The sequence below is a fragment of the Rubrivivax rivuli genome, from assembly GCF_004016505.1.
GTDB classification, from domain to species: Bacteria; Pseudomonadota; Gammaproteobacteria; order Burkholderiales; family Burkholderiaceae_C; genus Rubrivivax; species Rubrivivax rivuli.
Genome location: NZ_SACR01000002.1, coordinates 585,628 through 598,600, shown reverse-complemented (window position 1 = coordinate 598,600; position 12,973 = coordinate 585,628). Strand labels below are relative to the sequence as shown.

General features: G+C 68.3%; 11 protein-coding genes. 2 read left to right on the top strand and 9 right to left on the bottom strand.

Features of this window, described 5'->3' with window-relative positions; genetic code table 11:
- Positions 1 to 26 precede the first annotated feature (26 nt).
- From EOE66_RS07230 to EOE66_RS07200, 7 genes are all read right to left on the bottom strand, one after another.
- Complete coding sequence (locus EOE66_RS07230) at positions 27 to 323, bottom strand: hypothetical protein (protein ID WP_128227985.1); 297 nt, start codon at positions 321 to 323, stop codon at positions 27 to 29.
- Positions 320 to 1,126, bottom strand: coding sequence for an ABC transporter ATP-binding protein (locus tag EOE66_RS07225; protein WP_128227984.1), 807 nt, complete (start codon positions 1,124 to 1,126; stop codon positions 320 to 322). The genes EOE66_RS07230 and EOE66_RS07225 overlap by 4 nt, the downstream gene beginning before the upstream one ends.
- 4 nt (positions 1,127 to 1,130) lie before the next feature.
- Entirely contained in the window at positions 1,131 to 2,459 is a 1,329-nt protein-coding gene (locus EOE66_RS07220; protein WP_128227983.1) for an ABC transporter substrate-binding protein, read from the bottom strand.
- A gap of 31 nt (positions 2,460 to 2,490) precedes the next feature.
- A complete protein-coding gene (locus EOE66_RS07215; protein ID WP_128227982.1) occupies positions 2,491 to 3,567 on the bottom strand; it encodes a branched-chain amino acid ABC transporter permease in 1,077 nt (358 codons plus the stop codon).
- 82 nt (positions 3,568 to 3,649) lie between these two features.
- Positions 3,650 to 4,579 carry a branched-chain amino acid ABC transporter permease gene (locus EOE66_RS07210; protein ID WP_128227981.1) on the bottom strand — a complete coding sequence of 310 codons (930 nt, stop codon included), beginning with the start codon at positions 4,577 to 4,579 and terminating at the stop codon, positions 3,650 to 3,652.
- A 1-nt stretch (position 4,580) separates the two neighbouring features.
- Entirely contained in the window at positions 4,581 to 5,366 is a 786-nt protein-coding gene (locus tag EOE66_RS07205) for an ABC transporter ATP-binding protein (protein WP_128227980.1), read from the bottom strand.
- Positions 5,366 to 7,327: an AMP-dependent synthetase/ligase gene (locus tag EOE66_RS07200; RefSeq protein ID WP_128227979.1), complete on the bottom strand. Its 1,962-nt coding sequence runs from the start codon at positions 7,325 to 7,327 to the stop codon at positions 5,366 to 5,368. The genes EOE66_RS07205 and EOE66_RS07200 overlap by 1 nt, the downstream gene beginning before the upstream one ends.
- 158 nt (positions 7,328 to 7,485) lie before the next feature.
- Here EOE66_RS07200 and EOE66_RS07195 point away from each other — a divergent pair, with 158 nt between their 5' ends.
- A complete protein-coding gene (locus EOE66_RS07195; protein WP_128227978.1) occupies positions 7,486 to 8,235 on the top strand; it encodes a Crp/Fnr family transcriptional regulator in 750 nt (249 codons plus the stop codon).
- Between the two features lie 36 nt (positions 8,236 to 8,271).
- Here EOE66_RS07195 and EOE66_RS07190 read toward each other — a convergent pair whose 3' ends face one another.
- Positions 8,272 to 10,797 (bottom strand): ExeM/NucH family extracellular endonuclease, encoded by a 2,526-nt coding sequence (locus tag EOE66_RS07190; protein ID WP_205702648.1) that lies wholly within the window; start codon positions 10,795 to 10,797, stop codon positions 8,272 to 8,274.
- Between the two features lie 100 nt (positions 10,798 to 10,897).
- Positions 10,898 to 11,698: a PEP-CTERM sorting domain-containing protein gene (locus EOE66_RS07180; protein ID WP_164885019.1), complete on the bottom strand. Its 801-nt coding sequence runs from the start codon at positions 11,696 to 11,698 to the stop codon at positions 10,898 to 10,900.
- A 176-nt stretch (positions 11,699 to 11,874) separates the two neighbouring features.
- Here EOE66_RS07180 and EOE66_RS07175 point away from each other — a divergent pair, with 176 nt between their 5' ends.
- Positions 11,875 to 12,972 carry a serine/threonine protein kinase gene (locus tag EOE66_RS07175; protein ID WP_205702647.1) on the top strand — a complete coding sequence of 366 codons (1,098 nt, stop codon included), beginning with the start codon at positions 11,875 to 11,877 and terminating at the stop codon, positions 12,970 to 12,972.
- Position 12,973: the final 1 nt, after the last annotated feature.

Sequence of the window (12,973 nt, the reverse complement as noted above, 5' to 3'; positions counted from 1 at the left end):
GGCGCCTGCTTGGGGTGGAGGTCGTTTCAGTCTTCCTGGTCCCAGCGGGCCAGGCGCTTCTTCAGTTCATCGATCAGCTTGCGCTGCTCGGCGGCGTTGCGCACGGTGTGGCGGTCCCACTCGGGCGTCATCGCCAGCTTGCGGGCCAGGCGCACCTGCATGGCATCGCCTTCCACGCTGGCCTGCAGCACGGGCTTGCCGCGCAGTTCGAAGCCGGCGCTGCGGGCGCTGAGCTTCAGGTCGCGCGCGGCGCGCTGCAGGGCTTGCAGCGCCTCGTCGGGCTTGAAGGCGGGCAGCGCGAGGCCGAAGTCGTCGTCGCTCATGACAACCAACGCTTGCGGCGCTTGTAGCTCTTCACGTCCTTGAAGCTCTTGCGGTCGCCACCACCCATGCCGAGGTAGAACTCTTTCACGTCCTCGTTCTCGCGCAGGTCTTTCGCGGCGCCTTCCATCACGATGCGGCCGCTCTCCAGGATGTAGCCGTGGTCGGCGTAGCGCAGCGCCATGTGGGTGTTCTGCTCGGCCAGCAGGAAGGTGACCTTCTCGCGCTGGTTGAGGTCCTTCACGATCTCGAAGACCTCTTCCACGATCTGCGGCGCCAGGCCCATGCTGGGCTCGTCGAGCAGCACCATCTTCGGGTTGGCCATCAACGCGCGGCCGATGGCGCACATCTGCTGCTCGCCACCGCTGGTGTAGGCCGCCTGGCTGCCCCGCCGCGTCTTCAGGCGCGGGAAGTAGTTGTAGACCTTCTCCAGCGTGGCGTTGATGGCGCCCTTGCCGTCCTTGCGCGTGTAGGCGCCCGTCATCAGGTTCTCTTCGATGGACAGGTGCGCAAAGCAGTGCCGCCCCTCCATCACCTGGATCACGCCCCGCTCCACCATCGCCGAGGTGCTGAGCTTCTCGATGCGCTCGCCGCGCAGTTCGATGCTGCCCTTGGTGACCTCGCCGCGCTCGCCGGCGAGCAGGTTGCTCACCGCGCGCAGCGTGGTCGTCTTGCCGGCACCGTTGCCACCCAGCAAGGCCACCACGCCGCCCTCGGGCACCTGCAGGCTCACGCCCTTGAGCACCAGGATGACGTGGTTGTAGATGACCTCGATGCCGTTGACGTTGAGGAGCGGGGCGCTCATGGCTTCAGCTCTGGCAGTCTGCCGGTGCGCGGCGCGTCAGCTTCTTCTCGGCGGCGTACTTCTCGGCCGAGGCCTTGACCATGGGCTTGATCAGCTGCTCGTCGGCCTGCAGCCAGTCAGAAGCCCAGGTGAACTTGGCGCCGTCCCAGGTGTGCACACGCGCCCAGGCCGAGCCCATGTGGTTGAAGCAGCTGGTGGAGACCGGCCGCATCACGCCCTTGAAGCCGAGTGCATCCAGCTTGGCCTGCGTGAGGTCGAGGTTCTCGTAGCCCCAGCGCGCCTGCTCGCCCGTCATCACCTTGCCCTTGCCGAAGCGCTCTTGCGCCGCGCGCACGCCTTCGACGGCCAGCATCGCGCCGACCACGCCGCGCATGTAGAGCACCTGACCCACTTCGTCCTTCGGCCCGGTGCCCTGGCCCTTGGCGTGCACCTTGTCCAGGATCTCCTTCACCACGGCGGCCTGCGGCTCGGCACCGTGCTGCATCATCACCGCGCTGTAGCCCTTGGCAGCGGCGCCCACGTCCTTGAGATCGGGCTCGGCGCCGCTCCACCAGGTGCCGAACATCTTCTCGCGCGGGTAGCCGGTGGCGATGGCTTCCTTCAGCGCGGTGGCCGTCATCACGCCCCAGGTCTGCATGATCACGAAGTCAGGGCGCTGCTGGCGCACCTGCAGCCAGATGGCCTTCTGCTCCACGCCCGGTGCCGGCACCGGCAGCAGCTGCACCTCGAAGCCGTGCATCTTCTGCCGCTCTTGAATGATGGGCAGCAGCTCCTTGCCGAAGGGGCTGTCGTGGTAGACCACGGCGATCTTCTTGCCCTTGAGCTTGTCCCAGCCGCCTTCCTTCTTGGCGATGTGCTGCAGCACGGTGTCGCCGGCCACCCAGTAATGGCCGATCAGCGGGAAGTTCCACTTGAAGACGCCGCCGTCCTGGCTGTCGCTGCGGCCGTAGCCCGAAGTGATCATCGGGATCTTGTCGTTCGGGATCTTCTCGGTCAGCGCGAAGGTGATGCCGGTGGACAGCGGCTGGAACACCGTGGCGCCGCCGTGTTTGCCCTTCAGGCGCTCATAGCACTCCACGCCGCGGTCGGTGGCGTAGGCCGTCTCGCACTCTTCCACCAGGGTCTGCACACCGTTGATGCCGCCGCGCGCGTTCACGAGCTTCATGTAGTCGGCATAGCCGTTCGCAAACGGCGTGGCGTTGGGCGCCACGGGGCCGGTGCGGCCGGTGAGGCTGGGGAAGAACTGCACCTTGGCCTGCGCGAGCGCGGCCGTGGCGGTGAACAGGCTGCCGGCAGCCAGGGTGGCGGCCAGGGCCAGGGTGCTGAGTTTCATGGTCTTGTCTCCGAACGTCTGAGGGTGGGTGTCAGTGAGGGAAGGGCCACAGCCGCATCTTTTCCTTGGCGGTCGACCAGAGTCGTGCCAGGCCGTGCGGTTCCTTGATGAGGAAGAAGACGATGAGTGCGCCGAAGATCATCAGCTCGCTGTGCGCCACGGCGGCGGTGCTGATCTCCACGCCGAACAGGTCGCCCACGGCCGGCAGCGCGCGGTTCAGGAAGATGGGCAGGATGACGATGAAGGCCGCGCCGAAGAAGCAGCCCATGATCGAGCCCAGCCCGCCGATGATGATCATGAACAGCAGCTGGAAGCTGCGGTCGATGCTGAAGGCCGCGGGCTCCCAACTGCCCAGGTGCACGAATCCCCACAGCCCGCCGGCCACGCCGACGATGAAGCTGCTCACGGCAAAGGCCGTGAGCTTGGCGTAGACGGGACGGATGCCGATGACGGCAGCGGCCACGTCCATGTCGCGGATGGCCATCCACTCGCGGCCGATGTGCCCGCGCACCAGGTTCTTGGCCAGCCATGCGAACAGCACCACGATGCCCAGGCAGAACAGGTACTTCTCGTGGGGCGTGTTGATGGAGATGCCAAAGAAGGAGAGGTTCGAGACGCTCACCGAGCCCGAGGGCGAGTTGTTCGTGAACCAGCTGATGCGCAGGAAGGCCCAGTCGACGAAGAACTGCGCCGCCAGCGTGGCCACCGCGAGGTACAGGCCCTTGATGCGCAGCGAAGGGATGCCGAAGAACACGCCCACCACCGTGGCGCACAGCCCGCCGAGCAGCAGCGCCACGATGAGCGGCATGCCCTCGATGCGCACGAAGAAGTTGTAGGCCGCGTAAGCGCCCACCGCCATGAAGGCGCCGGTGCCCAGGCTGATCTGCCCGCAGTAGCCCACCAGGATGTTCAACCCCAGTGCCGCCAGCGACAGGATCAGGAAGGGGATGAGGATGGCGCGGAAGAGGTACTCGTCGGCCAGCACCGGCACCGCCAGCACCGCGAAGGCCAGCAGCGCGAGGATGGCAACGCGGTCTTGCGTGATCGGGAAGACCTGCTGGTCGGCCCGGTAGCTGGTCTTGAACTGCCCGTTTTCTCTGTACAGCATCAGGCCTCCCGCCGGGCCGCCCCAAGGGAGGCCTGCGCCCCCTCGGGGGGCAGCGAACGAAGTGAGCGTGGGGGTCGCATGTCTAGACCCGATCGATGATCTTCTCGCCGAACAGCCCTTGCGGCCGCACGAGGAGCACGAACAACACCAGCACGTAGCCGAACCAGATCTCGATGCCGCCGCCGAGCGTCGGGCCGAGGTAGACCTCGCTGACCTTCTCGCCCACGCCGATGATCAGCCCGCCGATGATGGCGCCGGGCACGCTGGTGAGGCCGCCCAGGATGACCACCGGCAGCGCCTTCAGCGCCACCAGGCTCAGCGAGAACTGCACGCCGAGCTTGCTGCCCCAGATCATGCCGGCCACCAAAGCCACGAAGCCGGCCACGCTCCAGACGATGACCCAGATGCGGTTCAGCGGGATGCCGATGCTCTGTGCCGCCTGGTGGTCGTCGGCCACGGCACGCAGCGCGCGGCCGGTGCTGGTGTACTGGAAGAACACGCTGAGCGCGATCACCAGCGCCGCGGCGATGCCGGCGGCGTAGAGGTCTTCCTTGTTCACGAGCACGCCGCCCTGGAACACGCTTTCCAGCAGGAAGAGCGGATCTTTCGGCAGGCCGACGTCGATCTTGTAGATGGCGCTGCCGAAGAGCGTCTGCCCGAAGCCGTCGAGGAAATACGCGATGCCCAAGGTGGCCATCAGCAGCGTGATGCCTTCCTGGTTCACCAGCTTGCTCAGCACCAGGCGTTCGATCAGCCAGGCCACCGCCACCATCACCACCATGGCGCCCGCAAAGGCCAGCAGGTTGCCGATGAGCTTGTTGTCCAGCCCCAGCAGCGCCGGGAACCATTCGGCAAAGCGCGCCATCGCCAGCGCCGCGAACAGCACCATCGCGCCCTGTGCGAAGTTGAAGACGCCGCTGGCCTTGAAGATGAGCACGAAGCCCAGGGCCACCAGCGAATAGAGCATGCCGCTCATGAGCCCGCCGATGACGGTTTCGATGAAGAAGCCCATGTCAGTGACCCGCTCCGAGGTAGGCGCTGATGACCTCGGGGTTGGCGCGCACCGCTTCGGGCGTGCCGTCACCGATCTTCTTGCCGTAATCGAGCACGACCACGCGGTCGCTGATGTCCATCACCACGCCCATGTCGTGCTCGATGAGCACGATGGTGGTGCCGTACTCGTCGTTCACGTCGAGGATGAAGCGGCTCATGTCGCGCTTCTCTTCCACGTTCATGCCGGCCATGGGTTCGTCGAGCAGCAGCACCTGCGGCTCCATCGCCAGTGCGCGGCCCAGGTCCACGCGCTTCTGCAGGCCGTAAGGCAGGCGGCCCACGGGTGTCTTGCGGTAGGCCTGGATCTCGAGGAAGTCGATGATCTTCTCGACGAACTCGCGGTGCTCGCCTTCTTCACGCTCGGCGGCGCCGAAACGGATGGCCTGCTGGAAGAGGTTGCTCTTCATCTTCAGGTTGCGGCCCGACATGATGTTGTCGAGCACGCTCATGCCCTTGAAGAGCGCCAGGTTCTGGAAGGTGCGCGCCACGCCCATCTCTGCCACCTGGCGGCTGTTCATGTGGCTGAAGGTCTTGCCGCGGAAGGTGATCTGCCCTTCCTGCGGCGAGTACACGCCGTTGATGCAGTTGAGCATGCTGCTCTTGCCGGCGCCGTTGGGGCCGATGATGGCACGCACCTCGTGCTCGCGCACGTTGAAGCTGATGTCGGTGAGCGCCTTCACGCCGCCGAAACGCAGGCTGATGTTCTTGACGTCGAGGATGACCTCGCCGATACGGCGTTCGCTCATCAGGCGGCCCTCCCCATCGCAGCTGCCGCAGGGAAGGTCTTGGCATCGACGATGGGCAGCGTGGCGCTCACGCTGCCGGTGCGGCCGTCTTCGAACTTCACCGCGGTCTCGATGAACTGCTCGGTCTTGCCGCCGTAGAGCGCGTCCACCAGCGGCTGGTACTTCTCGCCGATGTAGCCGCGGCGCACCTTGCGTGTGCGGGTGAGTTCGCCGTCATCGGCGTCGAGTTCCTTGTGCAGCACGAGGAAGCGGCTGATCTGGCTGCCGGCCAGCATGGCGTCGGCGGCGAGGTCGGCGTTGACCTTCTCCACGCAATCTTTCACCAGCGCGAGCACTTCCTTCTTCGCGGCCAGGTCGGTGTAGCCGGCGTAGGGCAGGTTGCGGCGCTCGGCCCAGTTGCCCACGGCCTCGAAGTCGATGTTGACGAAGGCGCAGACCTTCTCGCGCCGGTCGCCGAAGGCCACGGCTTCCTTGATGAAGGGGAAGAACTTCAGCTTGTTCTCCACGTACTTGGGGGCAAACATCGCGCCTTCGTTGGCCCCTGGCGCAGGCAGCAGACGCCCCACGTCTTTCGCACGGTCGATGATCTTCAGATGGCCCGTGGCGTCCAGGAAGCCGGCGTCGCCCGTGTGGTACCAGCCGTCGGCCGTCAGTACCTCGGCCGTGGCCTTCTCGTTCTTGTAGTAGCCCTTGAGCAGGCCCGGGCTGCGCACCAGGATCTCGCCGTTGGCCGCCACCTGGATCTCCACGCCGTCGATGGGCACGCCCACGGTGTCGGCCTTCACCTCGTGGTCGGGTTGAAGGCACACGAACACGGCGGTCTCGGTCGAGCCGTACAGCTGTTTGAGGTTGATGCCGATGCTGCGGTAGAAGGTGAAGAGGTCGGGCCCGATGGCCTCACCCGCGGTGTAGGCCACGCGCACGCAGGAGAAGCCCAAGGTGTTGCGCAGCGGGCCGTACACGCAGGCATTGCCGATGGCGTAGAGCACCGTGTCCACCAGCCCCAGCGGCTTGCCGTCCATCTTGGTGGGGCCCACGCGGCGCGCCACGTCCATGAAGGTGTGGAAGAGCCAGCGCTTGAAGCGGCCCGCGTCTTCCATGCGGATCATCACGCTGGTGAGCAGGCCCTCGAAGACGCGCGGCGGCGCGAAGTAGTAGGTGGGCCCGATCTCCTTGAGATCGATCATCACCGTGCTGGCCGACTCCGGGCAGTTCACCACGTAGCCGCAGGCCAGCCACTGCGCGTAGCTGAAGATGTTCTGGCCGATCCAGGCCAGCGGCATGTAGGCCAGCACCTCTTCGCGGTTGCTCAAGTTGTCGAAGCGCTGGCCGGCGGTGGCGCGGTCCAGCAGCGTGGCGTGGGTGTGCACCACGCCTTTCGGGTTGCCGGTGGTGCCGCTGGTGAAGAACATCGCGGCCACGTCGCCGGGCTGGCAGCGCGCCACTTCGTCTTCGAAGAGCCGTGCGTTCGCCGCGTCGTGCGCCTGGCCGGCGGCCACCAAGGCATCGACGCTGTCCAGGCCGGGCTCGCTGTAGTTGCGCAGGCCGCGTGGGTCGTCGAACCAGATGCGGCGCAGGCTGGGGCACTGCGCGCGCAGCTCGATCATCTTGTCGACCTGCTCCTGGTCTTCGACGATGGCCCAGGCCACTTCCGCGTTGTTGATGGGGAAGGCGTACTCGGGCGCGGCGGCGTCCTGGTACAGCGGCACCGGGATGGCGCCCAGCGCCTGCGCGGCCAGCATCGAGGCGTAAAGACGCGGGCGGTTCTCGCCGACGATGACCACGTGGTCGCCTCGCTGCACGCCCGCATGCGCCAGCCCGCAGGCCAGGCGGCGCACCAGCAGGGCCAGCGCAGCCCAGCTGGTGGTCTGCCAGATGCCGTAGACCTTCTCGCGCAGCGCCGGTGCTTCGGGGCGCGCTTGGGCGTGGTCCAGCAGCAATCGCGGAAAGGTCGAGGGCACGGACGGTGTCTCCTGGTGCTTTGCAGCGCATTCTGGGCGGCACTTTGACGCCATGTTGTCGTTGTGACGACAATCTTCGGGTTCGTCCTCACAGGCCTTACCCCCAAAGCCCACCGAAAGCTTGCCGCATCACCGGCCTCTTGCCGCCTGGCCCCCGCATGCCCGCCCACCCTTTGCCCCGCGCGGCCGACGCCGCAGCCGTGCAGGCCTCGCGCTCGCGCGCGGCCCAGCCCGAGGACCTGCTGCAGATTCCGTGGCTGGCCGCCGTGGACGACGCCGACAGGGCCCGCGTGCAGGCCGACCTGCGCGTGGTGCAGGTCGAGCCCGGCGAACTGATCTGCCGCATCGGCCGCCCCGTGACCTACTGGTTCGGCCTGGTCGACGGCCTGCTGAAGATGAGCAACGACAGCGGCTCGGCCGATGGCCGCAGCGCGCCCATCACCTTCACGGGTGTCTCGCCGGGCGGTTGGTTCGGCGAAGGCACGGTGCTGAAGAACGAGGTCTACCGCTACAACATCCAGGCGCTGCGCCGCAGCGTGGTGGCGGGCATCTCGTCCGAAACCTTCCACTGGTTGCTGGGCCGCAGCATCGGCTTCAACCGCTTCGTGATGAACCAGCTCAACGAGCGCCTGGGCCAGTTCATCGCCGCACGCGAGATCGACCGCCTCACGCACCCCGACGAACGCGTGGCGCGCAACCTCGCGGCACTGTTCCACCCCGTGCTCTACCCCGGCGTGGGTGAGGTGCTGCGCATCACGCAGCAGGAACTGGGCTACCTGGTGGGCCTGAGCCGGCAGCGGGTGAACGAGGCGCTGGCGGCCTTGCAGGCTGCCAGCGTCATACGCGTCGAGTACGGCGGCGTGCGCGTGCTCGACCTCGAGACCCTGCGGCGCTACCGCTCGGGCTGAGCGGGTGCAGCGCGCTCGCGCCGCACCCGGGCCGCGTCAGCGCGCGACAGCGCGGCTGCCGATGGCGCGCGTGGCCGGTGCGGCCGGCGCCTTGGCGCGTGCAGCCGCAAAGTCGATCACCACCAAGATCGGGTCGTGGTCCGACGAGCGGTAGGGGTCCAGGCGGTTGGCCGGGTCGGGCGCGCAGGTGGCGCAGGCCGGCTGCTTGAACTCGAGGTTGTAGTCGTAGGCCACGCTCTCGTCGGCGTTGATGTTCCACAGCCGCGTGTTCACCACCTTGCTGGAGAAACCGGCGTTGGTGATGGCGTGGTCCAGGCGGCCCGACCTGCCGTCGAAGACGTAGGTGTAGGCCAGCGGGTTGAAGCGCGAGGCCTGGTCGACGAAACCATTGCTGGTGAGTTCGAAGATCGGGTCTTCCTGGCCGTAGGCGTTGAAGTCGCCCATCAGCAGCACGTCGGCCACGCCGGTGTTCTGCTGCACCTGCGCCACGAAGGTGCGCAGGCGCTGGGTTTGTGCCAGGCGCGTGGCGTTCCAGCAGCCCTGGCCGTCGCCCTGGTCGGCATCGGGGCCGCTGCCGCTGGGGCAACTGCCTTTGCTCTTGAGGTGGTTCACGAAGTAGGTGAACCGGTTGCCGGTGCTGGTCTGGAAGGTCTGGGCCAGCGTCGGGCGGTTGTTCACAGCGTCGGTGTCGCTGACGGGCGCACCCACCGGCGTCACCTTGGCGGGCTTGTAGATCATCGCCACGCGGATGGCGTCGGTGCCGGTGCCGCCGGTGGGCAGCGCGATCACGGCCCAGGGGCCCGAGCGCACCTGCGCGTTCAGCGCATCCACGAGGTTCTGTGCCGCGACGTTGCCGTTGTTTTGGATCTCCATCAGGCCCACCACGTCGGCGTCCAGGCCGGCGATGGCGCGCACGATCTTGTCGCGCTGGCGCTGGAACTCGGCCAGGTTGTTGGCGCCGCGGCAGTTGCCGGCGGTGGTGGACGTGCCCACCGTGCAGCCCTGGCCGGTCTGGCCGTCGGCGGTCTGGCCGTTGGTGAAGGTGGTGAAGTAGTTCAGCACGTTCATGCCGGCCACGGTGAGCTTGCCGCTGTCCAGGCCCGCCAGCGCGCGAGGGCGCGGGTTGGTGGCGGTGATGACCGGCGCAGCCACCGGGTGCAGGCGGTACAGGCCCGGGCCGGCGCTGCTGGTGCCCGAGAGGCCGAAGTCCAGCGTGCCGACCAGGTTGCTCACCGTGTCACCCGTGCGGGGCAGGCCGTTGGCGCCGAAGTAGGGCGTGGGGTTCAGGTTCTGCGCCGAGCTGCCGTCGTCCAGCACGATGCGGCCGCGCGCCTGCAGCGCTTCCAGGTCGAGGGCCTGCGGCGTGTTCGGGCGGAAGCGGTTGGTCGGCACCTCGTGGCGGCCGCCGGCGCCCAGCAGCAGCTGGCCGAAGCGCGCCTGCAGCTCGTTGGCCTGCACGGTGAGCGCGGTCTCGATGCGCACCAGCATGCCTTCGAAGCGCTCCAGGCTGTCGCCCGCGGCCACGGGCAGCGTCACCGACACCGGCGCGATGCTGTAGCCCGTGCCCAGCAGCGACACCGCGGTCGGGCTGGCGATCTGCGTCAGCGGCGTGGCGGCGGTGCCGCTGCCACTGGCGAACTCGGTGACGGTGCCCGTCACCTGCACCAGGTTGCCCACCACCACTTCCGGGAAGACCGTGGTGCCGGTGAAGACGAAGAGGCCGTCGCTGGTGGCGGGGTTGCCGTCACCCTGCAGGTCCTGGATGAAGAAGCCGTTGCTGTTGATGCGCGTGACCACGCCGCTGGTCACCACGGCCTGACCGGCCAGCGCGCTGGTGGTGCCGCTGCCCTGGATGGTGTAGATCGGCGCCGCCGTGGGCGTGCCGCCGCCCCCACCGCCCCCACCACCGCCCCCGCCGCCATTGGCGCACACGGCCACGGGCGCGCTGCTGTTGCGCGGCGCGGGTGTGCCGACCGTGAAGTCGGCCAGGTTGTTGCCGGTGTCGTCGCAGCCGCCGGTGTTGCGGATCGCGGCGGTGGTGGCGCTGAGCGCCGGTGTGGGGGTGCCTTCGGTGTTGCTCGCAGTGCCGTAGCTCACGATGTCGACCACCGCGCCGCCCACCGGCGCCACGCCCGAAAGCGGCGTCAGCGTGTTGGCCAGGGCCACCTTGCCGTTGCTGCCGCCCATGGCGATGGTGCCGGTGATGTCACCGACCACGTCCACGGTGCCGCCGGTGCCCGCCGCCTGGCGGATCAGCAGGTAGCCGCCGGCCGGGATGCTGGTGCCCGGAGGGATGCTCGTGACCTGCCAGGTGCTGCCGGTGCCCGAGGCGTACTGCACCGACCAGCCGCCCACGCTTTCGGTCACCGTGCTGCGGTTCTTCAGCTCGATGAAGTCGTGGCGCAGCGTGGCGCCGGTGTTGCCGCCACCGCCATACACCTGGCTGATGACCACCTGCGCAGCGGCCGGGGACAGGAAGGCGGCGATGGCCAGGGGCACGGCCGCGGCGCGGAAGGCGCGCCAGGCGCGGCCAGGGCTGGCAAGCAGGGTGTTCAGGCTCATGGGCAGGATCCGTTCGGTGAGCTGTCGCCGCGCGTGCACGGCGGTATCAAAGAAAGCAAAGGCCCGGCGGCCACCGTGGCAGCCGCCGGGCCGTTCAGGCTCAGCCGCGGCGGCGGCGTGCCACGAAGCCCAGGCTGGCCACGCCGGCCAGCCACATCGCCAGCGTGCCGGGTTCGGGCACCGGCGTCACGGCAAAGCTGAAGTTGTCGATGGCCAGGCCGTGGTCGTTGCCGGCGTCGTTGAGGTCGGACCAGCGGAACCACAGCGTCTCGCCCGGCGCCCAGTTCATGTTGATGAACATGGCGCCCAGGCCGCCCACCAGACCCGCGGTGTTGCCGTCCACGGCGGCTGCAGTAGCGCCCGTGATGGGCGAGGTGACGTTGGTGGCAGCGACGCCCGGGATGTAGGCGGCGGTGCCGAAGCTGCTGCCGAAGCCGAACTCGAAGCTCAGTGTCTGGGCGCTGGTGTTGCCGCCGTTGCGCCACTGCTCGCCCTGCATGGCGAAGCTGAAGCGGTCGATGGCCGCACCGGTGTTGTTGGTGAAGGCCACCGCGATCCAGCCAGCCACCGCACCCGTGGCGGGCGAGCCGAAGTAGGTGCCGCCCGAGGCCGCGGAGCCCAGCGCGCGATCAGTGCTGCCGGCCGCACCGAAGCTGTAGAAGCTGCCGGTGTTGCTGCTGCCGGTGCCGCCCAGCAGCGTGGGGGCCGCGTTGCCGTTGCCGATGAACAGGCTCCAGCCCGGCAGGGTGCTGTTGTTGGCCCAGGGCTGCGCCGTCGTGGCCGTGGTCAGGCTGTCGAAGTTCTGCGTGTAGGTGAACGCAGGGTCGGTGATGCTGATTTGCGCCTGCGCGGCAGGCAGCACGGCCAGCAGCGCGGCGGCAGTGAGGAGGGTCTTCTTCATCGGGAACGGTCCTTCGGAGTGCAAATCGATCGGGGCCCCTGCGGGCCCCGTGTCTTCAGCCAAGACCTTAGGGGGAAAGCATGAACCGCGCATGACGCAGGGCTGCGAGGACGGGGGGCTCCCCCACGAATGGGGGGCGAAGGATTCCACGGCCGGCCGCGCCCTAAACTCCGCGCATGGCCGCAGACGACCCCCGCGAACGCGCGGAACAGCGCACCCTGCTCATGCCCCGGCGCGACCAGGGCAGCGAGCTGCGTCCCGGTCACCAGCTGCAGGAGTTCATCGTCGAACGCCTGCTCGGCGTGGGCGGCTACAGCTGCGTCTACATGGCCCGCGACACGCGGCTCGACCGCAAGGTCGCGCTGAAGGAGTACCTGCCCGCCACCCTGGCCGCTCGCGGCGCTGACGGCATCGTCGCCGCGAGGCTGCCGCGCTTCGAAGACTTCTACAACAAGGGCCTGCAGGGTTTCCTCAACGAGGCCCGGCTGCTCGGTTCCTTCGACCACCCCTCGCTGGTGAAGGTCTACCGCTTCTGGGCAGAGGCCGGCACCGCCTACATGGTGATGCCCTACTACGAAGGCATCACGCTCAAGAAGTGGCTGGCCGACTTGGGGGCGCCGCCCTCGGAGCGCTGGCTCCGGGACCTGGCCGACCCCATGATGACGGCGCTGGGGGCCATGCATGCGCAGCGCTGTTTTCACCGCGACGTGGCGCCCGACAACATCCTCATGCTCTACGACCGCAAGGCGCCGGGCAGCTACCTCGAGCAGAAGCCGCGCCCCGTGCTGCTGGATTTCGGCGCTGCGCGCCGCGTGATCGGCGACGCGACACAGCAGCTCACCGCCATCCTGAAAAGCGGCTATTCGCCCGTGGAGCAGTACGAGGGCGAAGAATCGCTGCGCCAGGGCGCCTGGACCGATGTCTACGCGCTGTGCGCGGTGCTCTACACCGCCATCACCGGCAAGCCGCCGGGTTCTTCCGTGGCGCGCGCGGTGCGCGACGACCTGGTGCCTGCGGTCGTGGCAGGCCAGGGCCGCTACTCGCCCTCTTTCCTGGCCGCCATCGACGCCGGCCTGCAGGTGCGGCCCGAGCAGCGTCCGCAGAGCATGCAGGCCTTGCGCGAACTGATGGATGCGCCCGCCCCTGCACCGGCCGTGCCCGCCACGGCACCCGCCGCCCCAGCGGCGGCGCCCGCCTCGCGCACCGCGCTGTGGGCGGGCGGTGCGGTGGCCGCGGCCGTGCTGGCCGCGGGCGGCTACTTCCTGCTGCGCTGAG

Excerpts from the sequence above, each read along its gene's own strand:
- EOE66_RS07230 (WP_128227985.1), bottom strand. The coding sequence starts at position 323 with ATGAGCGACGACGACTTCGGCCTCGCGCTGCCCGCCTTCAAGCCCGAC.
- EOE66_RS07190 (WP_205702648.1), bottom strand. The coding sequence starts at position 10,797 with ATGAGCCTGAACACCCTGCTTGCCAGCCCTGGCCGCGCCTGGCGCGCC.
- EOE66_RS07195 (WP_128227978.1), top strand. The coding sequence starts at position 7,486 with ATGCCCGCCCACCCTTTGCCCCGCGCGGCCGACGCCGCAGCCGTGCAG.
- EOE66_RS07180 (WP_164885019.1), bottom strand. The coding sequence starts at position 11,698 with ATGAAGAAGACCCTCCTCACTGCCGCCGCGCTGCTGGCCGTGCTGCCT.
- EOE66_RS07225 (WP_128227984.1), bottom strand. The coding sequence starts at position 1,126 with ATGAGCGCCCCGCTCCTCAACGTCAACGGCATCGAGGTCATCTACAAC.
- EOE66_RS07215 (WP_128227982.1), bottom strand. The coding sequence starts at position 3,567 with ATGCTGTACAGAGAAAACGGGCAGTTCAAGACCAGCTACCGGGCCGAC.
- EOE66_RS07175 (WP_205702647.1), top strand. The coding sequence starts at position 11,875 with ATGGCCGCAGACGACCCCCGCGAACGCGCGGAACAGCGCACCCTGCTC.
- EOE66_RS07210 (WP_128227981.1), bottom strand. The coding sequence starts at position 4,579 with ATGGGCTTCTTCATCGAAACCGTCATCGGCGGGCTCATGAGCGGCATG.
- EOE66_RS07205 (WP_128227980.1), bottom strand. The coding sequence starts at position 5,366 with ATGAGCGAACGCCGTATCGGCGAGGTCATCCTCGACGTCAAGAACATC.
- EOE66_RS07220 (WP_128227983.1), bottom strand. The coding sequence starts at position 2,459 with ATGAAACTCAGCACCCTGGCCCTGGCCGCCACCCTGGCTGCCGGCAGC.